The organism is Okeania sp. KiyG1 (genome assembly GCF_014132355.1).
Lineage (GTDB): Bacteria > Cyanobacteriota > Cyanobacteriia > Cyanobacteriales > Microcoleaceae > Okeania.
The window spans coordinates 1-26590 of record NZ_BLZO01000128.1 but is presented as its reverse complement, the minus strand read 5'-3'; the positions used below and the strand labels follow the sequence as shown (position 1 = coordinate 26590).

At 39.3% G+C, this 26590-nt stretch carries 13 protein-coding genes and 1 pseudogene; 7 read left to right on the top strand and 7 right to left on the bottom strand.

Going from position 1 to position 26590, the window contains the following annotated elements; all coding sequences use genetic code 11:
* Positions 1-51 precede the first annotated feature (51 nt).
* Positions 52-5301 carry a LamG domain-containing protein gene (locus SAGCYANO_RS30710; RefSeq protein WP_202223532.1) on the bottom strand — a complete coding sequence of 1750 codons (5250 nt, stop codon included), beginning with the start codon at positions 5299-5301 and terminating at the stop codon, positions 52-54.
* 1047 nt (positions 5302-6348) lie between these two features.
* Here SAGCYANO_RS30710 and SAGCYANO_RS30705 point away from each other — a divergent pair.
* From SAGCYANO_RS30705 to SAGCYANO_RS30690, 5 genes are all read left to right on the top strand, one after another.
* On the top strand, positions 6349-6771 hold the full coding sequence (locus tag SAGCYANO_RS30705) for a response regulator (protein ID WP_202223531.1): 423 nt from the start codon (positions 6349-6351) through the stop codon (positions 6769-6771).
* Positions 6768-7736, top strand: coding sequence for a GGDEF domain-containing protein (locus SAGCYANO_RS30700; protein WP_237396867.1), 969 nt, complete (start codon positions 6768-6770; stop codon positions 7734-7736). The genes SAGCYANO_RS30705 and SAGCYANO_RS30700 overlap by 4 nt, the downstream gene beginning before the upstream one ends.
* Before the next feature lie 272 nt (positions 7737-8008).
* A complete protein-coding gene (locus SAGCYANO_RS30695; protein WP_202223530.1) occupies positions 8009-9238 on the top strand; it encodes an RNA-guided endonuclease TnpB family protein in 1230 nt (409 codons plus the stop codon).
* A complete protein-coding gene (locus tag SAGCYANO_RS50815; RefSeq protein WP_375340022.1) occupies positions 9169-9429 on the top strand; it encodes a zinc ribbon domain-containing protein in 261 nt (86 codons plus the stop codon). Before SAGCYANO_RS30695 ends, SAGCYANO_RS50815 begins: the two co-directional genes overlap by 70 nt.
* A gap of 386 nt (positions 9430-9815) precedes the next feature.
* A complete protein-coding gene (locus tag SAGCYANO_RS30690) occupies positions 9816-9977 on the top strand; it encodes a hypothetical protein (RefSeq protein ID WP_202223529.1) in 162 nt (53 codons plus the stop codon).
* A 260-nt stretch (positions 9978-10237) separates the two neighbouring features.
* Here SAGCYANO_RS30690 and SAGCYANO_RS30685 read toward each other — a convergent pair whose 3' ends face one another.
* Positions 10238-15019 (bottom strand): ShlB/FhaC/HecB family hemolysin secretion/activation protein, encoded by a 4782-nt coding sequence (locus SAGCYANO_RS30685; RefSeq protein ID WP_237396866.1) that lies wholly within the window; start codon positions 15017-15019, stop codon positions 10238-10240.
* Between the two features lie 202 nt (positions 15020-15221).
* Between SAGCYANO_RS30685 and SAGCYANO_RS30680 the strand changes: the two genes are divergently transcribed.
* The gene (locus SAGCYANO_RS30680; RefSeq protein WP_202223527.1) at positions 15222-15524 is read left to right on the top strand and encodes a hypothetical protein; all 303 of its coding nucleotides are present in this window, start codon (positions 15222-15224) and stop codon (positions 15522-15524) included.
* Positions 15525-15920: 396 nt separating this feature from the next.
* Here SAGCYANO_RS30680 and SAGCYANO_RS30675 read toward each other — a convergent pair whose 3' ends face one another.
* From SAGCYANO_RS30675 to SAGCYANO_RS30660, 4 genes and pseudogenes are all read right to left on the bottom strand, one after another.
* Positions 15921-16196, bottom strand: coding sequence for a hypothetical protein (locus SAGCYANO_RS30675; RefSeq protein WP_202223526.1), 276 nt, complete (start codon positions 16194-16196; stop codon positions 15921-15923).
* An 834-nt stretch (positions 16197-17030) separates the two neighbouring features.
* Positions 17031-17267: pseudogene (locus SAGCYANO_RS30670) on the bottom strand (filamentous hemagglutinin N-terminal domain-containing protein); the annotation flags it as partial.
* A 260-nt stretch (positions 17268-17527) separates the two neighbouring features.
* A complete protein-coding gene (locus tag SAGCYANO_RS30665) occupies positions 17528-21448 on the bottom strand; it encodes a tetratricopeptide repeat protein (protein WP_202223525.1) in 3921 nt (1306 codons plus the stop codon).
* A 186-nt stretch (positions 21449-21634) separates the two neighbouring features.
* A complete protein-coding gene (locus SAGCYANO_RS30660; RefSeq protein WP_202223524.1) occupies positions 21635-23077 on the bottom strand; it encodes an AAA family ATPase in 1443 nt (480 codons plus the stop codon).
* A gap of 535 nt (positions 23078-23612) precedes the next feature.
* Here SAGCYANO_RS30660 and SAGCYANO_RS30655 point away from each other — a divergent pair.
* Positions 23613-24908, top strand: a complete 1296-nt coding sequence (locus SAGCYANO_RS30655) for a PQQ-dependent sugar dehydrogenase (RefSeq protein WP_237396864.1) — start codon at positions 23613-23615, stop codon at positions 24906-24908.
* An 863-nt stretch (positions 24909-25771) separates the two neighbouring features.
* On the opposite strand, the gene SAGCYANO_RS30650 is transcribed toward SAGCYANO_RS30655, so the two are convergent.
* Positions 25772-26590: SulP family inorganic anion transporter (locus SAGCYANO_RS30650; RefSeq protein ID WP_237396863.1), on the bottom strand; the 819-nt coding region annotated here is incomplete at its 5' end.

Below are 26590 nucleotides of genomic sequence, written 5' to 3'. Positions count from 1 at the left end.
CAATTACCAACGCCAAAAATTCTATCAGATACCGTTTTAGGCTAAAGCTATCTAACGATAAAAGTTGTTGACCCTATTTACCATATTATTCCTGATAAATAAAACGGCCACATCCCAATAGCGGTCCTCTGTATCTTTTAGATCGCACTTGATTGTCCATTCTCCATCCTCAACAACAGGCATGATCGTCAATGCTGAGGCTTTGTGTTTCTGCTTTGCTCCGGAATTAAATCCGGCAATAACTGCAGTCCATTCTGATTCTTGATATCCAGTATTGATTGTGGGATTACCTTTGACCTGATAAATCCGATATTCCATAGGTTTTTGGGTAGTATCAGTTTCGTCAGTCGTAGGTGTGGTGTCTGTTTCACCAGTTGTTGATGTAGTAGCAGGTTGATTGACTTTCATTAGTTCGTTAATTTCCTCTTGAGATAATACTCGGTCATAGATTCGCAGATCGGCAACTTTACCCTCATAGAACCCATAACCACAACCCAATTTTATTCGAGTAATTTGACTTAATTCTTGATCTTTACCTGTAACAGTTTGCCACAGACTACCATTGAGATAGATTTTCATCTCGCCGGTAGCAACATTTTTTGTAAATGCCCAGTGATTCCATTTACCCTTAAAATCAGAGACTTGAGCTAATTGTTCAATTCTGTCAAAAGAAGTGGTTTTATTTCCACAATCAAAGTATACGGTACTGTCTGACCATGGTAAGAGAATATTAACTACCCTGTGATTAGTTTTATCTTGTGCTAACAAGATAGAGCTTTTTTTGGGTAGAGACTCTCCACCGTTTGCCCAAAAACTAATTGTGATTTCATTAGTTTCGGGAATAGCTGTTGGGGGTAGTTCTATATAATCATCTACTCCATCAAAACCTATACAGTCACCAAAGTTAGGGTCAGCTATGACTTTAGCGCCATAAACTTTACCATTGAGTTTTCCGTTTGAGCCATCAACTACTTCTTTTTCTTTTGCTGAGTTTTCTACTATTTCATTCAGTGGGAGATGGAGGTGTAAACCACTATTTATATCTATAGGTTGAGGAGTCTCATCCGTTGTTGATGTGGTGTCGGTTTCACCAGTGGCATCAGGCTCATCAGTGGTTGATGTGCTGTCGGTTTCACCAGTAGTCTCAGTCTCATCCGTTGTTGATGTGGTGTCGGTAGCATCAGTGGTCTCATCTGTTGTGGATGTGCTGTCAGTAGTCTCAGTGGTCTCAGTCTCATCCGTTGTTGATGTGCTGTCAGTAGTCTCAGTCTCATCCGTTGTGGATGTGCTGTCAGTAGCATCAGTAGTCTCAGTCTCATCCGTTGTGGATGTGCTGTCAGTAGCATCAGTAGTCTCAGTCTCATCCGTTGTGGATGTGCTGTCAGTAGTCTCAGTTTCATCTGTTGTGGATGTGCTGTCAGTAGTCTCAGTTTCATCTGTTGTGGATGTGCTGTCAGTAGTCTCAGTCTCATCTGTTGTGGATGTGCTGTCAGTAGTCTCAGTCTCATCTGTTGTGGATGTGCTGTCAGTAGTCTCAGTCTCATCTGTTGTGGATGTGCTGTCAGTAGTCTCAGTCTCATCTGTTGTGGATGTGCTGTCAGTAGTCTCAGTCTCATCCGTTGTGGATGTGCTGTCAGTAGCATCAGTAGTTTCAGTCTCATCCGTTGTGGATGTGCTGTCAGTAGCATCAGTAGTCTCAGTCTCACCAGTTGTTGATGTAGTGTCAGTAGCATCAGTAGTCTCAGTCTCATCCGTTGTGGATGTGCTGTCAGTAGCATCAGTGGTCTCAGTCTCACCAGTTGTTGATGTAGTGTCAGTTTCATCAGCCTCATCAACTGTCATCAATTCGTTAATTTCTTCAGGTGACAATACTCGGTCATAAATTCGTAGATGAGCAACCTTACCATTATAAAACCCATAACCACAACCAAATTTAACCAGAGTAATTGAGCTTAGAGGATTTTCTTTACCAACACCACTTTGCCAAAGAACACCATTGAGATAGATTTTCATCTCTGCGGTAGCAACATTCTTTGTAAATACCCAGGAAGTCCATTTATCCTTGAAGTCAGTTGCTTGAGATAGTTCTTCGATACGGTCATAACTATTATCAGAAGTAGTGGTATTTCCACAATCAAAGTAAATTTTACTATCTGACCAAGGTAAATGAATGTTGACTACCCTGTGATTACTTTTATCTTGTGCCAAGATAATAGAATTTTGTTTAGGTAAAGACTTGCCACCATTTGCCCAGAAACTAATTGTAATTTCACCAGTTTCGGGAATAGTTGCTGTAGGAAGTTCGATATAATCATCAACCCCATCAAAGTTGATACAGTTACCAAAGCGATCGTCTGCTACAACTGTTGCCCCATTAACTTTACCATTGAGTTTTGCTGCTGAAACATCAACAACTTCTTTTTCCTTAGCTGCATTTTCCACAATTTCATTCAGTGGCAGATGCAATTGTAAACCACGATTAATATCCATCGGTGGAGGAGTTCCATCCACTTTCATACATTCGTTAATTTCTGCTTTTGATAACGCTCGGTTATACATCCGCAGATGTGACATTTTTCCATGAAAAAATCCATCTGCTGACCAGTTACTATCGCCAATATAATTTTTAGTACGATTAAGATTATTAGGTAGATGTACTAAACCACTCTGTACTTCTTCACCATTCTTGTAGATTTTGCTACTACCTGACCCATCAACAGTTACTGTTAAATAAAGCCACTGGTTCAACTCTAGCATTCCATCTGCTTTAATCCTGTTTTGAGTAGTACCTTTATAAACATCCAAGACTAAATTCTTAGTAGTACCTTCATTCGCAAACAGAATGTTGTCGTTACCTTGACCATTTCCAAAATCAATAATTCTCGACCAACTCTTGAAGCTGCTATAGTGTACCCAAGCTTCGACAGTCAAACCTTGTGAATAGTCAATATTGATCTCTGGCATTTGGATATAATCATCCACCCCGTCAAAATTTAGACAATTGCCAAGTTTGGAGTCTGCTACAACTGTTGCCCCATTAACTTTACCATTGAGCTTTGCTGCTGAAACATCAACAACTTCTTTTTCCTTAGCTGCATTTTCCACAATTTCATTCAGTGGCAGATGCAATTGTAAACCACGATTAATATCCATCGGTGGAGGAGTTCCATCCACTTTCATACATTCGTTAATTTCTTCAGGTGACAATACTCGGTCATAAATTCGTAGATGAGCAACCTTACCATTATAAAACCCATAACCACAACCAAATTTAACCAGAGTAATTGAGCTTAGAGGATTTTCTTTACCAACACCACTTTGCCAAAGAACACCATTGAGATAGATTTTCATCTCTGCGGTAGCAACATTCTTTGTAAATACCCAGCAAGTCCATTTATCCTTGAAGTCAGTTGCTTGAGATAGTTCTTCGATACGGTCATAACTATTATCAGAAGTAGTGGTATTTCCACAATCAAAGTAAATTTTACTATCTGACCAAGGTAAATGAATGTTGACTACCCTGTGATTACTTTTATCTTGTGCCAAGATAATAGAATTTTGTTTAGGTAAAGACTTGCCACCATTTGCCCAGAAACTAATTGTAATTTCACCAGTTTCAGGAATAGCTGCTGTAGGAAGTTCGATATAATCATCAACCCCATCAAAGTTGATACAGTTACCAAAGCGATCGTCTGCTACAACTGTTGCCCCATTAACTTTACCATTGAGTTTTGCTGCTGAAACATCAACAACTTCTTTTTCCTTAGCTGCATTTTCCACAATTTCATTCAGTGGCAGATGCAATTGTAAACCACTATTTATATCCATCGGTGGAGGAGTTCCATCCACTTTCATACATTCATTGATGTCTTCTGGAGATAATACTCGGTCATAAATCCGTAGATGAGCAATTTGACCATTATAGTAACTATTATAAGTTTCACGACCAAACATCACCTTAACAACTGAATCTAAATCTATAGCTTTGTCTTTACCTGTACCACTGTGCCACAAACTACCATTAAGATAAATATTCATCTCCCCTTTGGCAACATTCTTAGTAAATGTCCAGTAAACCCATTTATCTTTAAAATCAACAGCCTCACCTACCTTCTCAATTCTGTCAAAAGGATTTCCATAATCAAAGATGATGCGACGGTCTGACCAAGGTAAATAGACGCGAACAAGTGGCTGATTACCTTTATTATATGCAGATATTAAAACAGTATTTTTAGGTAAAGACTTGCCACCATATGCCCAAAAACTAATAGTAATTGCACCAGTTTGAGGAATAGTTTCTTTTGGCAGATCAATATAATCATCTACACCATCAAAGTTGATACATTTGCCAAAGCGGGAGTCAGCTACAATTTCTCCACCGTGAACTTTGCCATTAAGTTTGTTGCCTGAAATATCAAGAACTTCTTTTTCTTTAGCAGCATTTTCCACAATTTCATTCAGTGGCAGATGAAGTTGTAAACCATTATTTATATCCATAGGTTTAGTTTCAGGAGTTTCACTAATTGGACTTGTAGAGGTAGTATTGCTAGCAACATAAATATCGTGTAAATCATTAGGTATTACACCTTTAATCTTTTTTTGTTTAAAAGTAAGGGTAATAGATGTATAACGTTGGTCGCTCGGTAACTCAAACAAACCTAGACCCGTATCTGTGCCAAAGGAATTACCTGGGTTGGGTGGAGTTGGGCAAAACTCTTGTTTACCTTGAGAGTTTTTACCAGAGATAGTTTGAGTCGCTGCATCTAGGAATATCCGAGCATTGTGTCCTTTGCCAAGAGTGCCACTGTTGAATAATTTCCAGTCAGCTAAATTTACTGGACTACCATCTAGAGTTGTTGCTGTGACTTTTATGGTTGTATATCCAGCTTTGCTACCGTTGAAGAATCTTGATATGGCCAAATAGGTGTCACCACAGGTAGCGCCATCAGTTGCTTTTGAGCCAGTTAGAGAAGCTTTGTAGTTACTAAAATCTAGAGTAACAGAATAGTTGTTTTCACGTCCTATAGTTCTGATTTGAGGCATAGTAGCAGTGATGCCTTTTACTTTACCTGTTAAGCTAAATTTATTCTCTATTTCCCCAGATAGGAGGCGGTCTTTTGTAATAGGGGTACCACCATCTGGCTTTCCTTTCCAAGCACGGTCATCGTAGTCTATTTTATTGTAGGTTATACCTATTGTACCTCCTAAACCATCGGATATTTGCGCTGTTTGGCCAAACCCTGGATACTTATAGTCAGTAGTATCCCAAAAAGTAAGGTTTTTAGTAGCGACTTCAGACATTATAATGCTCCTTATCTATTAATTAATCGAAAATTTCTAGCGACACTAATAATTCTCGGCGTTGCTGATTCTGGGTATGATGCAAGCCCCCCTAGCCCCCCAATGCGTGGGGGGAATAAAACTCTAAAAGTCCCCCTTGATCCCTCCCGTCCCCCTTGAAAAGGGGGAAGCCAGATGTTGCTGCGCTTTTTGTTGAACGGGGATGCGCGGGGGCGAAGGCGAGAACCAAACAATCGCACATTCATACTTCAATTCAGCAACGCCTAATTCTCTGATGTAAGCATTCAGCAGTCAGCACTTCAGCCAGCCTCCTGCAGAGGAACTGCGGACTTCAGCTATTACTTTCAGTTTTAGATCAAAGATTTACTAATTGAGTCAGAATTTATACTTACTACCAAAGTCGGCTGAAACAGTCTATTTTCATTAAAACCCCCTCATGAGAGCACAGAGCTGACAGCGAGCTAGCTGTTTGCGCAGCATTCCGCAGGAAATGCTTACTCTCTGATTGTCTTAAAAAATATACAATTCAGATATTTTTGGCTTCTATATATAAACAAGTATAAGTTTTTTGATGCACAAACTCAACATTTCTTAATAATGCATTTTACCACCGATTAAATTATTTATAGAGTTAAATTTTATTAAGGATTATTGCTAAATTTTTTTCAGGCACAGGTATGGCCAATTTGTCATAAAGTCCAATATTTAAAGGATAATAATGGCCTACTTGAAACCGATAAAATCAAAAATTTTCTATTATTAAGTGATTGACTATATCAAAAAAATGATGATTTATATGGTTTTTATATTTCCAAGATAAAATGAAATCGATATTAATTAGTAAAGCCGATATCAGTTGTTATTGAAACTAGCAAAATTATGATTAAATATACTAAGATTCCTAATATTAGACAATGGCAAATCTCAAATTGCTAGTTGCTGTAAGACAATACAAAAGTATTAGGTATATTATTAACAATTATATTATTTAATTTTTTCTGCTTCAAAATTGCAAAAAATTATATTTTCAATCAAAAAATAAATATTATGAATCAGAAAACATTAGTAGGTAATATATTAATTATTGACGACCAAATTAATAATTTACGAGTTTTAACTACTATTTTAAAGGGAAAAAATTATAAAGTAAGAAAAGCCACAGATGGTGAAACTGCAATTGAAGCAGCTAAAGTAGAACCTCCTGATTTAATTATTTTAGATATAAAAATGCCAGGAATGGATGGCTATGAAGTTTGTAAGCACTTCAAATCAAATCAGAAAACTCAAGATATTCCCATTATTTTTATTAGTGCTTTAAGTGAACTATTTGATAAAGTTAAAGCCTTTGAATTAGGCGGAATTGATTATATTACTAAGCCATTTCAGGAAGAAGAAGTCTTAGCAAGAATTAACAGTCAATTAACGATTCAGAAACAAAAAAACTTTTACAACAAGAAAAAGAACTCTTGAAACAGGAACAAGAAAAGCTCAAGCAAGAAATTCAACAAAGAAAAGAAGCAGAAGCAATTTTATATCAATCTAGAGCCTTGATTTCTAGTATTTTAAGGAGTTCCCTTGATGGGGTTGCGGCCTTAGAAGCAGTCAGAAATCCCAAAACAGGAGAAATTGAAGATTTTCGCTGCCTGGAAGTTAATCCTATTATTGCTGAAGTCTTCAATCAAGAACGAGAAAATTTAATTGGAAAATTTATTTTCAGAAAGTTTATCGATAAAATTGACCCTGATTTATTTGCTGGTTTTATCAGAGTCGTAGAAACAGGAATATCCTTACAAAAAGACTTTAATTATAAGTACAAAGAAGAACAAAAATGGTATTCTTGTATAGCAGTCAAATTAGCTGATGGTTTTGCTGTTACGGTCAGAGATATTACTGAAAGAAAAATATTAGAATTAGAGCTAAATCGTCTCGCAACTATTGACGGATTAACAGGAGTTTATAATCGTCCCACTTTTGATAAAACTCTTGCGCAAGAATGGCAACGTTCTCAAAGAGAAAAACAGCCTTTATCTTTAATTTTATTTGATGCAGATTATTTTAAATTATATAATGATTATTATGGGCATCAAGCTGGAGATAATTGTTTGGTACAAATTGCCCAAGTTGCCTCAAAAATGGTCAAGCGTCCGGGAGATTTTGTTGCTCGTTATGGTGGTGAAGAATTTGTCATCATTTTACCTAATACGGATCGGCAAGGAGCGATCGCCGTCGCCGAGGGTATTCGACAAGCTATTGAGGTACTAGCTATTCCCCACGAACGTTCAGAAGTAAGTCCTGTTGTTTCCGTTAGTATGGGAATTGCTTGTGTTATTCCTACTACAGACAGTTCACCAGAGATTTTGATTAGTATGGCAGATCGAGCAATGTACAAAGCAAAACAGCAGGGGCGAAATTTGGCGATCGCCTACAGAACATAAGATGGGGAGATGGGGAGATGGGGAGATGGGGAGTGTAGGGAGTGTGGGGAGTGTAGGGAGTGTGGGGAGATGGGGACTCGCCCCATAAGCTTTATGAAAATTTAGGATTTAACTTCCCCGGCGGGAAGTCCCGCGCTCTCCCGTAGGGGAGCGTCGGGATGAGAGCCGGGCCAGGGTGTGTGGTTTTCATAAGATCCTGTTTGCTATAGCTATTGAAAATTTCTAACATAGCCATTATAATAACTAATATAGAAATCCTGGTAGATTCTGCCATGTTACTGAAATACAAGTACAAGCTAAAACCCCATAAAAGTCAAACGGTAATTATAGCCAATTGGTTAGAAATGGCCAGAAAGCAATATAATTACCGTTTAGCTGAAAGGCTAAACTGGTTTGAAGCAACACGCACACCAGTAAATGCTTGTCCTCTTAATGTTTCAGTGGTGCCAGTAGACCAGATTTATCAGAATATCCCTGAATTTAGGGTACAAACACGAGATGGTAGAAAAAAGGACATTTTTGGTAATCCGATAACAAGGAAAGGAGATAAGCATCCGAACACAGTTAATGGATATGTTGTTTGGGAGACTGTTCAACTAGCAGATTTAGCACGGACTAAAAAACTTTTCCCTGAGTATAAGTTGATGCACTCTCAGGTGTTGCAAGATGTTATCCAGCGTGTGCAAACAACAATGGATAACTTTACCAAACCTGATCACAAGGGTAAAACCAGTGGTAGACCTAAATTTAAAGGTCGGCATTATTATAATTCTTTCAGTTATCCTCAGCTATCAAATGCCAACATAGTCAAAAATGCCAACGGTCGTTTTTGTATAAATCTACCAAAGATTGGTTTAGTCCCCTTTGTCTACAATCGTTCAATACCAATAGGATTCAAGGTGAAAACAGGTACAGTGATACGGGCGGCAGATGGATGGTATATCAGCTTAACGATAGAAGATCAAGCTGTACCTTTGAGGCGTGCAGAAATTCAACCCACCGAAGATAACTCAAAAGGTATTGATTTAGGATTATTGTACTATGCTGTTACCAGTGATGGTGAATTTATAGAAGTCCCGAAGTTTTTCAGGTGTTCTGAGCATCGCTTGTCTAAACTTCAGGCGAGATTAGCTAAAAAACACAAACATTCAAAGAGTTGGAAAATTCTCAAAGGTAAAATATCTAGACTGCATCAATTAATAGCTAGACAACGTTTGGATTGGCAATTCAAACTGGCTTATCATTTATTTAGTGACTGTCAGGTGATATTTTTAGAAGACCTGCAAATAGCAAATTTAATCAGACGTTGCAAAGCTAAATTGGGTGATAATGGTCAGTTTTTGCCCAATGGTCAATCAGCTAAGTCAGGATTAAATAAATCTTTGCAAGATGCAGCTTTTGGGCAGTTTGTTCAGGTTTTGGAGTATGTAGCCTGGAAACTAGGCAAAAAAATTATCAAAGTAGACCCAAAGGTACATCCCAACATTGTTGGAAATGTCTGAATAAAGTCTCTAAAAGTTTATCAGAACGCTGGCATTCCTGTGCTAAATGTGGACAGGAATTAGACAGAGACTATAACTCAGCACTCCTAATACAAAAAATAGGATTGTTTTCAACACAGGAGGAGGACATCACTTCTGTTAAAACTGCGGTCAGTTTTTCTCTGGCTGAAGAATCCCGCGCTCTCCCGTAGGGGAGCGTCGGGAGTATGTCAAAACCTTTAAGCAATATTGTGTCAAAAGTTTGAAAAAATCGGTCTATTACGTCAAACGAGTCATTAAAGCTGCTCAAACATCTTGGAACTTGATATTGCAAGGATTTACCGAGCTGCCAGACAACGTATCTCAAGCTATAAGATTAGCCACTTCTGCCAGTCAAGTAAGCGAGGAAACTGATAAAACTACAAGCTGTTGGCAGGACGTGCTGGATAAGGCAAAGCATCAATCCAAACCCATTACAGCAAATTATATCATGTCCGGTAGGGACGTTGCATAAGGGCGTCCCTACTATGCATGAAGGAGATGTCTAATATTGAAGTAATTTAAGAAATTATAAACAGATATTATATAACCGGATTCTATGTGCAACCCCACCGGATTTGATATCAAGCCGGAAAAGTTATTGGAAGAGATAATAGGAAATTATTTGCACCCAAAACAAGAACCCGACCCAGATACTGAAACAGTAGACGAGCCAGAATCTAAAAACGATAAAAAAAGGTCTTATATCATGTCCGGATAATCAGTGATAAAAAAAACTTTCTCTTCTTTATAGCTTAAAATTCCCTCCTCTTCCCCTCCTGGGAGGGGTTAGGGGTGGGTTGACTCCTGTCTCCTGACTCCTGTCTCCTCCCTCATTTATTTATAACTATTCAACCGGACATGATATTACGTCCAAAGCACCTGATATTAAAGCCTGGGAAAAATATTTGCAGGATTTAGTCCAGGAACGTTTTACTAATGAGCCTAATTATCAGACAACCGCAGACAATTCCACATTTACTAGAACGAAAAAGGAGAAGAAGAAACAGAAAAATAAAACCCCTCCTCCTGAGCAGTACGATCGCGTGAATCCACATCAATCAACGGAATTCCATAATCCAACCGCAGATTAATCTTATCCCATAACTTCACCTGCAACCCCACCCCCACCGCTGCCAAACCATTACTCCCCGACACCTCCTCGCCATCACTATTCCAGGCCACCCCACCATCAATAAATGGCACTACCTGAAATAACCTATTCTCCCCTGAAACCCATGGCACAGGCAACCTTAACTCCACCGTACCCAAAGCCCCATTATCAGTCAAACGAGTATCTTGACGATAACCCCTCACACTCCTGTATCCCCCTAAACCAAACCTTTCTAACGGCACCAAATCTGATGGAGATAACTGCACATCCGCTCCCACTACTAATAGAGTATCTGTTGCTAAGGAGCGCACCCATTGTCCCTGACCACGCCAATAAAAAAACCGACTATCTGGTTCATCACTATTCACAGTCGCATCCAATATTCCCAACCCAATATTAAATTGGGAATTCAATGCCAAAACCTGATTATCTCCTCGTAATTGATAATCTTGGAAAAATTGCAATATTGATAGTTTAGTCTCACCATCATCATTAGCACCTTCTGATAATGGAAAGTTTTCTCCTAAAACTGATGTTTGACTATCTCGCCTCGTTGCACCTAACCCCACAGTAAATTCTTGCCTTGGTGTTTGTATTATTGGTTGACGAAAAGTTAATTCGTAGGTATGAGAATTTGACTGAATATCCAGCCTTTCAAAAGGTGATTCTATGACTTCATTATCCTGATAGCGGTAAAACATTTCTATGCGACCGTTGCGAGAATTTACAGGAATTGCATAAGATAATTCTACTAGATCGCTGCCGTCGGTGTTGGTATAGAGACTATTGAAACTGTCGCCCATACCTGTGAGGTTGCCATGACCTACTTCTATTCCTCGTCGAAAAGTTCCGACACTTGGTACTCTGCCGTTATTACTAATGGCTGCTATTTGCCAGGGGTTAGCGGTGACGACTTCCACTGCTAATACACTGGTATCTGGTCTAACTCCTGCTGAGAGTTCCGCTGAAATATTCTCAATTAACGGGTCTAGTTGTAATAATTGTAAAGCTGATAGCAGTTTTTCTTGATTAATGGGAGCTATTGTTGCTTTTTCTAAGCGACTTTTGATATAATTTTCATTTAATCTGCCTTCGATTTTAATGTCAATTTCATCAATTTTTCCTTCTACTACTTGGATAGTGACTGTGCCGTTTTCCGTAATAGTTTGAGGAGGAATAAAAGCGCCTGATGTGATGTAGTTATTTTTGGTGTAATATTCTGTAATGGCAGTGCGAGCTGCTATGAGTTGGTCGAAGGCGATGGGTTTGTTGAGGTATGGTGTGAGTTGTTGTTGTAGTTCGAGGTTGCTAAATTTTGTATTGCCTTGAAAGTTGAATTGTTGAATGGTTACTTGTAGAGGTTGAGAATTACCAGATGGAATTATGTCTGTAGTGCTGGCAAGTAAGTAGGGTTGAAGTTGCTGAGAATCTAGTTTTTCACAGTTGGGAGGAGTTAACCAGGGGCGAACAGGTATGGCTGTATTTGGGTTGACGATGAGTTGGATGCCGTTTGGTGTAGATACCCATCCTTGAGCTTCGATAAATTCTGGCTGTGATGGGGTGACAATTTTTTCAGGGGTAGCAGTAGCAGGGGTTTCTTCTTGGGATATGTTATGGGGAGTGAGAAAATCTCTGGGACTAGGAGGTAAACCTCCCTGACCTGTAATGGTGAATTCACTGCCTTCTCCTCGTTGACATGGGTTTTGGTCTATCAGAGTTGAGATGTCTTCGATGGTGTCGTCAAATTGTACGAGTCCTTCACTAGGGTCTACTTCTGGGGTGTTGAGGGTGACTTCTCCACTGAATGATGCTCCTAGTTCTGAGGTGGCGGTGATGTCGCTATTATTTGTTTGTTGGGGGCGGAATTCTGTGCCGAATATACCTGCTGCTGTGATGTTGATGGTGCCTCCTTTGGCTGCTTGGGCGTTGGCGGAGATGTCGCTGTTTTCGAGGGCGACTAGGTTTGAGGTGTTGATTTCTATGTTACCTCCGGTAGCTTCTCCGGTGGCGTTGGTGGTGATGTTGCTGTGGTGGCGGAGGATGAGGTCTTTGTTGTTGTTGATGGTGATGCTGCCTTGACCTGCTGTGGTTTCGGCGTTGAGACTGCCTTGGTTTTCGAGGAGGATGTTGTTGCTGTTGATTTCTAGGTTGCCTGCTGGTTCTTGGGTGGCGGAACTGACTGTGATTTCGGCTTCATTCCTAATCTTGAGATTTTCTGTGTTGATAATTAATGTTCCTCCTGCTCCTGTTCCTTCATCTGTTGCTGCTGCGGTTAATCTACTAGGGGTCTGTTGGGCAGAAGTTCCTATTATTTCTAGGTTTTTAGCAGAGATGGTTATATCTCCAGCGTTTCCTTGACCGGAGGTGCTAGCTGTTATTCGGGCTCCGTTTTGGATTTGTAGGTTTGTTGTGTTGAGTGTTATGTTTCCTCCATGACCTATTGCTTCTTCTTGTACTGAGGCTGTCATTTCACTGACTCTTTGACCATCAGCAGAAGTTCCTATTACTGTTACATCAGTGGCAGAGATACTTAAATCTCCTCCATCTCCTTGACCTCTAGTAGCAGTTGCGATCTGTGCTCCATCTTGTAGTCGTAAAGTTTCTGCTTCTAGTCTAATAATTCCTCCATTGCCTTTTGCTTCTACTGCTGCTACTGAGCTAAATAAACCACTAATAAACCCACTATTAATAGAAGTCCCTATTATTTCTATGTCTTTAGCAGAGATAGTTAAATTCCCTGCATTCCCCTTGCCAAAGGTAGCTACACTGATTCCTGCTCCATCTTGTATTACTAGAGTTTCTGTATGAATAGTCACATTTCCTCCATCCCCTGACGCTTCCGCTGTTTCTACAGAGTTTAACAAAGCACTAGGAAATTGCTCATCAGCAGTTGTTCCCATAAGTTCTATGTTTGTAGCAAAGATAGTTAAATTCCCTGCATTTCCCTGACCTCTAGTCACAGTATTGATCTGCCCTCCATCTCGTATCAGTAGATTTTCTGTCTCAAGCTTTAAATTTCCTCCATTTCCTTCTGCTTCTAGTACTGCTACTGCACTAATTAAGCTACTAGAAGAAGTCTCAGCACCAATAATTTCTATGTTTTTAGCAGAGATAGTTAAATTCCCTGCATTTCCCTGACCCAAAGTGCTACTGCTGATTTCTGCTCCATCTTGAACCCGTAAATTTTCTGTCTCAACCCTCACACTACCTCCATTCCCCATTTTTTCCAATTCCATTGCTCCCTCTACTATAAATTTCGGTGGCACTACTGCAGCAAACAAGCCACTGGGAAAACGATTGGAATCGGAAGTAGTACCAATTAATTCTATATCCGTGGCAGAGATAGTTAAACGCCCTGCATTTCCCTGACCAAAAGTAGTACTAGCGATCTGCGCTCCATCAAGTACCCGTAAACTTTCTGTCTTGATTCTGATATTTCCTGCATTTCCCTCTCCTTCCAACTTGACAAGACCGCTGATAATCGTGTTCCGAGCAAATGAATCAGCAGGACCTCCTAACAGTTCTACATCAGTAGCAGAGATAGTTAAATCCCCTCCTGTTCCCTCACCTAATGTACTAACACTTATCTCACCTCTTTCTCTAAGACGTAAGTTTTTTGTCTCCATTATTAAACTTCCGCCTTTACCTGCTCCTCCTCCAGCTACCTCTACCGTAATACCACTAAAAATTTCACCGTCAGGAGTTGTTCCTAGTATTTCAATGAACTCAGAGGCTCTAATAGTTGATGTGTCCCCATCTTCCCCTCCCAAAGTATTTGCTAAAATTCTTGAACCATCTCGGATTTCAAGATGCCTACCTTGAATTTGAAAATTTCCCGCTCCCTCTCCACTCATGTCCAAAGAGCTGGCTTGAGATAGTTGAATTATGCCAAATACAGGTATTTCTTTATAGTTGAGAGCATTGGCAGAATTAGTGATTCCTACCACACCACCCTGAACGCTCCCTAGTTCAATTCTCCCCCCTTCTGAAGTGAGGTTTCCTCCTCTTAAGAATATATCTCCTCCAATTAGAGCTAACGTTTGACTTGGTGCAACTTGCAACCCTGCATTCCGGTTTTCTCTGATGTAAGAAAAAGTATTCGGATCGAAGCTCAAATTATGACCTTTCCCCTCTACCTGAATACTTCCTGGATTTTCTGGCAACCTCAACCCAATGGGAACGTTAACTGTTAATAGTGGGGGTGCTTGAGGGTCTGAAGTGGCAAATTCAAATCCATTTGCAAATAAGATGCTATCGGCAGTAGCTCCATAAAATGAACCACCAATATCTAATTGGGCATTTGGTCCAAAAATTATGCCGTTGGGGTTGATGAAAAATAGGTTGGCATTTCCAAGTACGCCCAAAGTTCCTAATATATTAGAGGCGTTATTTCCTGTGATGCGAGTCAGGATATTTGCCACTCCATCGGGGTTAGTAAAGTAAACTCCTCGTCCCTGTTGAATATTGAATTCTTGAAAACTGTGAAATAGGTTGGCTCCTCTTTGGGTACCACCGTCTATGCGATCGCTCTCTATTCCTTTAATATTGATATTGGGGGTAACTACTGATTTTTCTTCTCCCAAGGTGCTATCTGGTTGCAGTTGAGCAATGGATGGCGATATGGAAAGTCCTCCATACCCTAATGTCAAATACATTAGTGAGAAAATAGTAAAGATTGAAAATTTATTCAAAAAAAGCATTTTCATATCACTTTCCATATTAAAAACAGCAGATTACAGGTCAATAAAGTACAGTACCTGATTTGATCGATTCCCAGTATTAAAAAACTGGTTTACAAACTCTTATTACTGTACCTTATAAACCTGCAATATACTTTTAGGTATTAAGAAAGTGTTTGATTTGGTATTAGACATCTCCTCCAAAAGAGGTATGGAGGGAATAGGTATGGAGGAAATAGGTATGGAGGGAATAGGTATGGAGGGAATAGGTATGGAGGGGGAAAGAACTGATAATTTCTGTGCAATAATACCCAAAAATAATGCTATCGGGACTTACGCACAACCACTATACCTAGTAGGGGCGTTAACGATAGTTATGCGCAAGCTTTCGGCCGTTTGCTGGCGCAAAGCTCCGAATGGCGCCCCTACAGATGGTGTAGAATTTAATATTTTGCGTAAGTCCTGTCGGCATTAAGCCAAGATATCTTATCTCTTTGAACCCTACTGCCTACTGCCTACTGCCTACTCTCAAGGAGATGTAGCAAGAATGCATGAGATTTGGTATAATTGATTTTATTTTTGATTTTTGGGGCATTGCATAATTGCGGGATGATTTTGTTACCAGAGCAGAAACCATAATCCCCGTGTCCGGTGTGTCCGGTGTGTCCCCGTAGAGCGCCGAAATCATCCCAGTATTCAGCAACGCCGTTTCGACTCTGTGCATAACAGATTGATGAACCACATCGTCACAATCACGCCCCCTGTAGGGACGTTCCATGGAACCTCCCTACTATGGTCTACCGAAATGAAAACTGCTGTAAGTTAATCAACAGTATCATCAATATTTATATTACTTTAGGCTCCAGATTAGTTAACCGAAATATGTTCCTCCACCTGTTCCACCTGTTCCACCTGTTCCACCTGTTCCACCTGTTCCACCTGTTCCACCTGTTCCACCTGTTCCACCTGTTCCACCTGTTCCACCGCTACCACTACCAGTCCCAGGGGTAAGTTGAGCGTGTAGAGCTGTACCATCTACAATGGGTTCGAGTTCATCTAATTCCTGCTCCTGTAGTTGGTCGTGGTTGTTATTGTGAATATTCTTAGAATTTTCGGATTTGTCTAGTTTTTTAGAAGTTTCGGCCATTATAATTCTCCTGAATTAAGTTTAATGTTGGCATTCAATGGGTTAAAACTATTTATTATTGACCTCAAATTGGTTAAGCGAAATGTGATTAACCCATTCTGTCAAACACATATTTCTATGTTTGAGACACTTATGCACTCTTGAGAACTTTTTTTGCAGGATAGTATGAGATTAATTCCCTCAATCATTCTCCTGAATTAAGTTCAATGGATTAAAACTATTGACTTTCACCCCCAGATTAGGTTAGGGGGACTGTGATTAATCAATTCTGTCAAACACATATTTCTGAGTTTTAGTCAGTTATGCAACCTTGAAAACTTTTTTTTGAATAATTTATGGGACAGATATCTTAACGAAGTCAGAAGTCAGAAGTTAGAAGTTAGAAGTTAGAAGTTAGAAGTTAGAAGTCAGAAGTTAAATTCGCAGCACGGATGTCATTTGCTCGTTGTGGTAATAACACTTAGCTTTTTTATAGGTAGAGTTTTATGCCATTTCGATAAATTCATCCCAGGTAGTTATAATCCATGTATTTGTTAGTAGATGTGTTTTGATTGTACTCATGGAAACTCCCTTATTAAGGTAAATATCTGGATTTAACTCTTCAATAAATCCTCACGAAAGGCGATCGCTCGACCTATTAATTTATCAAACATAAGTAGGGTTTGCTAAAAAAGTATTATGAGTGAGGTTAGGAGTCAGGAGTCAGGAGTCAGGTCGGGGAGCCGTTGATAGGGCGACGTACAGGAGGAACGGGGAATTATAGAGGAGGTAGGATTCAAGAATTTAGAATTAAGAATGCGCGAATTTAGAATTACCTCTCTTTTAAATCCGTTATATATTGGAGGCATTATTTCCTGTGATGCGAGTCAGGATATTTGCAACTCCATCGGGGTTAGTAAAGTAAACTCCTCGCCCTTGTTGAACGTTGAATTCTTGAAAACTGTGGAATAGGTTGCCTCCTCTTTTAGCACCGCCATCTATACGATCGCTCTCTATTCCTTTGATATTGATATTGGGTGTGACGACTGAATTTTCTTCTCCCAAGGTGCCGTCGGGGAGAAGTTGAGCGATCGCTGGTGATCAGGAAAGTTGCCAATACCCTAACGTCAAATATGTTAGGGGGGAAATAGTGAAGACTAAAACTTTTTTTAAATCTGCCATCTAATACCTCCAATAGTAGCAAAGCCATTTCAACAACTCTATTATTAATAATTACCGAAATATTGTGGTTTAAAGCCTCCCCTTTTAAGGGGATAATAAATAAAAATTTTCCTGTTCGTCAATCCTCTCCTTGAAAAGAATAGGTAATTCTAAATTCTAAATTCTAAATTCTAAATTCTTGAACTCTCCTTGAGATGAATTAACATTTGAAAATCTTGATTATCCCGAATACTATCAAAATCTGAATCTGTTTTGGCGAATTCTCGATCTGAAGGATTTAAAGAAATTGCCTTTTGCAAGTCTTCAAGTCCTTGTTGAATATCTCCTTTTAATACACGATAACAAGCTCTATTGTACCAAGCAAGAGCGTAATTTTCTTCAATTTCAATGGCTTTAGTGCAATTATCAATTGCTTCTTCATAGCGTTCTAATTTCTTTAATGCCGCGCCACGGTTATTCCAATAACTCGGTTTATCTGGTTGAAGCTCAATTGCTTTGTCATAGCTATTAATTGCTTCTTCATAACGTTCTAATTTTTCTAATACCTTGCCACGATCATACCAATAACTCGGTTTATCTGGTTGAAGCTCAATGGCTCGATCAAAGTTATTAATTGCTTCTTCATAACGGTTTAATATGTCTAAAATTAACCCTTTTATATACCAATCAGCAGAATACTCTGGTTGAATTTCAATAAGTTTATTATAACAATTTAATGCATCTTCCCAGCGACTCAATTCTGTCAAAATTACACCTTTTGACCTCCAGTAACTTGAATCCTCTGGTTGAAGCTCAATGGCTCGATCATAGCTATTAATTGCTTCCTCATAACATTCTAACTTCTTTAATGCCTCGCCATGATGATACCAAGAATCTGAATAATCTGGCTTGAGTTTAATTGCTCGTTCGCAGCTATTAACTGCTTCTTCATAGCGTTCTAAATTGTACAATGTATGGCCTATATTTGACCAAGTCCAATGAGCATCTGGGTTAAGCTCAACGGCTTTTTTATAACAAGTAAGAGCCTCTTCATAGCAATTTAATTTATCATGTAAAATATTACCTTTTAAATTCCAGTGATGTGAGTTATCTGGCTTGAGTTCAATTGCTTTATCTAGACTATTAATTGCTTCTTCATAGCGTTCTAAATTGCTTAATGTATTACCTATCTTTGACCAAACAAAATGAGCATCTGGGTTAAATTCAATGATTTTTTTATAACAAGTTAGTCCTTCTTCGTAGCGATTTAACTGACCACACAAAAAATTACCTTTTAAATTCCAGTAATCTGAGTTATCTGGTTGAAGTTCAATTGCTTTGTTGTAACTAGCGATCGCTTCTTCATCGCGACCCAAGTTTCTTAGAGCTTGACCTTTGTTATCCCAAACATCAGTAAGATTATAGTTTAATTCTAGTGCTTTATCATAGTTTATAATTGCCTCTTCGTAGCGATTTAATCTATATAAAATATCACCTTTTGACTTCCAGTAATCTGAATTATTTGCTTCAATCTCAATTGCTTTTTCTAAACTATTAATTGCTTCTTCATGACGTTTAAATATGTCTAATATTAACCCTCTTATATACCAATTAGCAGAAAAGTCTGGTTGAATTTCAATAAGTTTATTATAACAATTTAATGCCTCTTCGCCGCGATTCAATCGTGTCAAAATTATACCTTTTGACCTCCAGCAATTTGAATCCTCTGGTTGAAGCTCAATTGCTCGATCATAGCTATTAATTGCTTCTTCATAACATTCTAATTTCTTTAATGCCTCGCCATGATGATACCAAGAATATGAATTATCTGGCTTTAGTTGAATTGCTCGATCAAAGTTATTAACTGCTTCTTCATAACGTTCTAAATTGTTTAGTGCCAGTCCTTGATTATACCAAGCCCAATCAGCATTTGGGTTCAGTACAAGTGCTTTTTTACAACAAGTTAGTGCCTCTTCATAGTAGTTTAATTTATTATGTAAAATATTACCTTTTAAATTCCAGTAATTTGAGTTATCTGGCTTGAGTTCAATTGCTCGATCATAGCTATTAATTGCTTCTTCATAGCGTTCTAAATTGTCTAATGTATCGCCTAGATTTGACCAAGCCCAATCAGCATTTGGGTTAAGTTCAATGGCTTTTTGATAACAAGTTAGTGCTTCTTCGTAGCGATTTAACTGATAACATAAAATATTACCTTTTAAATTCCAGTAATCTGAATTATCTGGCTTGAGTTCAATTGCTCGATCAAAACTACTAATTGCCTCTTCATAACGTTCTAAATTGCTTAATGTATTGCCTAAATTTGACCAAGCCCAATCAGCATTTGGGTTAAGTTCAATGGCTTTTTGATAACAAGTTAGTGCTTCTTCATAGCGATTTAACTGATAACATAAAATATTACCTTTTAAATTCCAGTAATCTGAATTATCTGGGTTGAGTTTAATTGCTTGGTCACAGTTATTAATTGCTTCTTGATAACGCTCTAAATTGTTTAGTGCCAGTCCTTGATTATACCAAGCCCAATCAGCATTTGGGTTAAGTTCAATAGCTTTTTTATAACAAGTTACTGCCTCTTCATAGTGGTTTAAATTATTATGTAAAATATTGCCTTTTAAATTCCAGTAATCTGAATTATCTGGCTTGATTTTAATTGCTTGGTCATAGTTATTAATTGCTTCTTGATAACGTTCTAAATTGTTTAATGCCAGTCCTTGATTTGACCAAAACCAATGAACATCTGGGTTAAGTTCAGTGGCTTTTTGATAACAATTTAGTGCCTCTTCGTAGCGATTTAATTGATATAAAACATTACCTTTTAAATTCCAGTAATATGAATTATCTGGCTGGAGTTTAATTGCTTGGTCATAGTTATTAATTGCTTCTTCATAGTATTCAATTGCCTTGCTTAAATCACCCAAAGCATTGCAGCTATTTCCTAAACCCAACAAAGTCTGTCCTTTTTCTTCAGGTCTAACTCCAGTTCCAGTTGTTATACTCTTCTGATAATATTCCTTTGCCGACTTATAATTACCCAAATTAAAGTAATTGTCACCTACTGTTCTAAGAATTATTGAAAGACGGCTACTGTCTCCCATTTCTTCATAGATATCCGAACTTTGCTTGAAATTTTCAATCGCTTTTTCATATTCTCTTAGGCTAGAATAAACCCTTCCTAAGCCTTCTATACTGAAAGCTTCCACTAAACGGTATTGTATATATCGTGCTATTTTCAAAGCTTTTTGCAAATAATCAATTGCATTGTCATAGTTTTCTAGATTGGTATATGCAATGCCTATATTACCCAATTCTCTTGCTTCTCCTGCAACATCTCCTATGCGTTTAAAAATTGCTAGACTTTGCTGATAATAACTAAGTGACTGAGTATGGTTAGCAAAATTTTTCTCTATTACACCCATATTAGATAAAACAGATGCTTCCCGCTGAAAGTCTTCAATTTCCCGTGCTATTTCTAAACTTTGTTTTTGATACTCCAACCCTTTATCATAAAATCCTTGGGCAATGTAAACGCCTCCCAGGTTTCCCAGAAGTATTGCCTCTCGACGACGGTCTTTATCTGGTCGAGTTTGCAGAATAGATAACGCTTCCTGATAATACTTTTTAGCTTCCTCATAATTTTCCAGAAAAAAATGTGAGTTGCCTACCCACTTTAAAACAATAGCATTTTCTGTAGGAGGAAGTTTGTTAAGAAGTTTTTGTGATAACTCAAAACATTCCTGATAATAACCCCAAGTTTTTAACTGTTCCCATAATTCCTCTTGAATTGGCGTATCCACACGAACAAATAGAATTTTGTAAGCAAGCTCCCACTCTTCCAATTCACAAAGATGCTGAAAAGCTTGTAAATATCCTTCGACTAGCTCTAAATTGTTAGCATTTGGCTTGGGTTTATATTTCAACCAATTTCTAATAGCAACCCACTCACCAAGTTGCCAATGGTTAATTTCAGTAGATATTTGTATTTTTATCTGACTTTTTACCTTGGCAATAACTAATTCGCCTGGGGAAGAGAGGTCAACTCCTTCTAGGTGTTGTTCGGTTTTTAGCTGAAAATCTGGGAAATGGTTAGTCATATTTTTACAGTAACTAAACTAAATGAGATTGCTTTCCTAACGGACTGCTCCGCAAACATTATCACTCGCAATGACAGAAACATGAGATTGCTTCCTTGTCACTCGCAATGACAGTCCAGTAGGGTGTGTTAGCGCTAGCGTAACGCACCAAGACCCCTTATGCAAAGGCATTACATAAGTCCCGACCTACAACTTGGTGATAGTTTGCTTAAGACAAGCAAGAGCTACACTACGAATTAAAGGGTGCTGTTTCAGCAATATTTCATCTTCGTTGTCTTCTTCCTCTACTAAAAAGCGCCTGTGTAAAATATCTAGTGCTTGTATTTGCTCATCTTCAGTTTTTCCTAACACTTCCAAATGACTCAGCCAAAAATCTTCTGAGACAGGTACATGATAGACTGCTGCGTGACAAAGCAATAGATAAGCATCTGGAGGCAATCTTTTAAACGTCTCATCTAGATTCTTCTTCAAAGTATCTCGCAATGATCGTGAATAACTATGTAATTTCGGTAACTGAGTATTTTGATCAATCTCTTCTGTATTGTATTCATCTTTAATTTTCAACATCTTGTCACCGTATTTTTGCCAGTATTTAGCAGCATCCCCATTAAAAGGACGATCCAGAACTTCACCAGCGATCGCCCTTAAACCCAGAGGATGACCCTCAAATAATTCCCCTATTTTTTCTAAAGCTAATCTATTCTCGCGATCGCCAATATTTAACCCTCTAGTCCGAAAAAACTCCAGTCGTTCCTCTGGAGTAAATCCCATGAGAGATTCATTATGGCAAAGTATAGGTTCATCGGAACATTTTTTATATAAATACTGTGTTAAATCCTGAGAAGTCAGAATTATCTTACTTTGAAAAGGATTTTGAGACAATAATTTGTTAAAGAAATCTTCCCACCATTTATCGTGAAATTCAGTCCAGCCATTTTCAGCATCTCCCTTGAGGATATTTTCCAGAGAATCTAGAATTAGCAAATATTGATTGTCTTGTAGTTTATTCAACAACCGATGCACTAATACCACCGGGTTTTTCAGCTCATCTGGCGAAACAACCTCACCCCAGTCCGTAAACAAACCAGTCGCTACAGTTGCAAAATCCGTCGTATTCTGGCTACAAGGCCATAGAACAGGAGTCAACTCAGGAAATTCTGCTGCTAGACGTCCAGCTAAAGTAGACTTGCCAATGCCAGTAATGCCAGTTAGTATTAATACTCGGCAGTCTCCCTTTAACTTAGGTATTAGCTGGCCAATCAGTTCACCTCTGCCCACCCAATTATCAGTGGTGGAACTGGACATTCCTCTCTGTTGAATCTCAGAACCTGTCTGCTCTAGTTCTGCCACCTCCTCCCAATTCAACCCTAAAGCCTTACAGCAAGCTATAAAAAAATAGTCTCTAATTCTGTCCTTACCTGTATAGAATCGCTTCCAAGTATCTATCTTAAAGCGTTCTTCTTCTTGCGTCTTGGCTGTCTTCTTTCTTGGAGGAATCTCTAGGTGTTTTCTAACTTCGTTAAGCCACCGCTCATCCTGTTTTTTCCACCCCTCAACCTTCTCCTTATCCTTAATAGCTTGCTCAATTTTTAATAATCCCTCTGAAGATACTTTTAGAGTTCTTGCCATACACTTTGTATTGCTGATTATCAAGTATAAGTTTAGCTCATTTTTATATAGAATCCGGTTATACAGTATATGTTGATAATTTCTTAAATTATATCAAATCCGTTTAATTCGGTATAAAAAAATGTTCCATCTTCAACCATTACCAAATATTTCTTAATCTCCCCATCTCCTCATCTCCCCATCTCCCCATCTCCCCATCTCCCCATCTCCCCATCTCCCCATCTCCCCATCCCTCCATCTAATTACACCGATGCTACCGGATTTGATATTACTTCAAGCCTTTAATCTCCTCCACTCCCCACTCCCCCACTCCCCCACTCCCCTACTCCCAACTATACAATAACTATTCAACCGGATTCTATATTAGGGCATTTGTTAGAGCATCTTTAGGGTATTGAAAAAAATTGAATCGGTCAAACACTGTAAAAACGCCTAATACCAAAACTGCCCCAAAGCATGCCCTAAAACTGCTATGGCATCCTAGATGAGGTATTGAGTAGAATTTCATTAGAAACCTAAATTTAGGAGATAAAAAATGTCAAAAAATAATGATTCTATCGGCAAACGTGCTGCGATAAAGGCAGCAGAAACTGCCGCTGCTATGGGTGTAGTTATACTATTTCGCACTACTATAGCGATAGCGATCGCTCTATTCGGGACTGTAAGTTGTACCACCAAAGTTCAACTAGATTCATCTACTGCTGCTCAAACTCAAACTTCATCAGTTTCTAATAATCAAACCGAGTCTCCTAAAAATGTTGCGACTAATTCAGGTTTGCAGAAAATCACTTTGGTAGAAGACCTGGAACATCCTTGGGGTCTTACCTGGCTTCCTGATGGCACTATGCTAATTACCGAGCGACCAGGGAGATTGCGAATTGTGCGTGATGGAGTTCTAGATCCGACTCCGGTTGCAGGACTTCCTGAAATATTTGCCTCTGGACAAGGGGGATTAATGGATGTCTCAATTCATCCGCGCTTTACAGAAAATCGCTTGATTTATCTCACTTATTCTCATGGCGATCGCTCGGCAAACCGTACCCGCATTGCACGGGCGAGACTTGAGGATAATACTCTGCGCGAGCTGCAAGTAATCTTCGAGGTTTCCCAGACAAAATCTGGTGCGCAACACTTTGGGTCACGCATTATTTGGCTACCTGACGAAACTCTACTAATGACAATTGGTGACGGTGGCAACCCACCTATTGAATTTAATGGCGAATTTATCCGTCAACAAGCTCAAAATCGCCGTAGTCATCTGGGCAAAGTGTTACGGTTAAATGACGATGGATCTGTACCTTCCGATAACCCTTTCGCAACTTCTACAGATGCCGAACCTGCCGTCTGGAGCTACGGACATCGCAATATCCAGGGAATCACCTTTGACTCCACAAGGAATAGAGTCTGGGCAACGGAACATGGTTCTCGAGGTGGCGACGAACTAAATCTTGTTGAGCCTGGAGAAAACTACGGTTGGCCAGCAGTTACTCACAGTCGTGAATATTCTGGCGGACTCATCTCCCCGGAAAAATCTCGCCCTGGTATGGTAGATCCTAAAGTAGTGTGGACTCCATCGATAGCACCCTCTGGTTTAGCTTTCTACAGTGGCGATCGCTTTCCACAGTGGCAAGGTAATTTGTTTGCGGGTGGGTTAGTATCACAAGATATCCATCGCATTGAGGTAGATGAAGAGGGTAATGTTGTCACTCAGGAATCTATTTCTATAGGTCAGAGAGTGCGGGATGTGCGACAAGGACCTGATGGACTACTGTATGTTCTCACCGATCGACCTAACGGACAATTAATTCGGCTTGAACCTGTTGGTGGGTAAGTTGGGAGTGGGGAGTAGGGGAGTAGGGGAGTAGGGAGTGGGGGAGTGGGGGGACCCACCCCTAACCCCTCCCAGGAGGGGAATGTGGGGAGATGGTGAAGAGGGAGGCAAATTTCCACCTTTTTCCCTATTCTAATTCAGCAAACCCTTGATCTGTCTTCCCTTGATAAATAGTAGAAGCCGGAGAGTTTTTCCTCATCCGGCTTCTTGAGAGTTAATATTAAGTGATTTTCCTTGGCCTGCACATCAAATCATTGAAAATAAAAAAACCTTATCCCTTTGAATCAATATTCCCTTCTGCCTTCCCCCTTTCAAAGGCAGGGCTGTTTCATTCTAAATTTTTGCGTTTCTCTCATATAGAATCCGGTTATACAGTATATGTTTATAATTCTATCCACACTTTTTCGCCTTAAATCTCCCCATCTCCCCATCTCCCTACCTCCCCATCTCCCCATCTCCCTACTCTCATACAATAAGTATTCAACCGGATTTGATATCAGAGGATATCTGAAAAGTTGTTTAATACTGAATTTTGCCCCCCTAACCCCCCAATTCTGGGGGGAACAAGAATCCATTAGCTGCTAAAAGTCCCCCAATTTTGGGGGATTTAGGGGGCAAAGTCCCCCAAGGGGGATGCGCGGGGGCTTTGATGTAGCAAATGAGACTTCTCAGACAACCTCTCAAAGCCTGATAGGGGAGACCGTTATGGGAAAGTTCTACTTCTTTGGGTAAAAAGTCCACTTTTAATCATAAATTAAAAGCCTCCATCCCCGTGTCTGGTGTGTCTGGTGTGTCTGGTGCGTCCCCGTGTCTATCGAGAATGAAACAGCCCTGCTTTCAAAGGGGGATGCCTTCTTCCTTCTTCAAGAAGGGTTTTTACCAATTTTCAGATTGTCAAAACTGGGTCGAGCGTCGTTATTTACCTTAGAATTTGCAGAATTGATATTACCATCAGAAGTAACCAAGGCAACAGCATTGACTAATGCTTGCCTGCGATCCATCAACATATTTTGTGGAGGTACAATCTCTAAAACCCCCAGTTTTTCTAAACGTCGTTTGACACTACCTGCAGCACCAACTAGAAATACATGACGACCTGTATCAACAGTTTCCTGAATTGCATTTTCTATTGCGAGAGCAGAAGTCACACCCATGTGAGGTACTTCGCTCAAATCTACAATCAAAACTTCATAGTTATTCAGAAGTGTATGCTGGCGAGAGATAGCTTTGGAAACACCGAAAATCATCGGACCACTGAGGTGGAATAATAAAATCCGACCCTCAGCACGGTCTAGTAATTCTTTCTCATCATTGTCTAAGATAATTGCATCATCAGCATCAGTGATAGCTTTCACATCTTCAGATTTAATTTGAGTCAGGCGATCGATAGTGAGAACATTAGCAACAAACACCCCAATACCTACAGCAGCGATCAGGTCAACGAATACAGTCAGACCGATCACAGCGTACATAATCATGGCAGATTTCCAAGAGATATTATGGGCACGCTTGAGGAAACCCCAGTCAATAATCTTAATACCAACCTGGAGAGCAATACCTGCCAAAACTGCCATGGGAATTTGTGCAGTTAAACTACCAGCGCCCAAAATCACAACCATTAAAATGAAAGCACGGGTAATACCAGATAGAGCAGAGCGAGCACCTGTATTGATATTAACTAC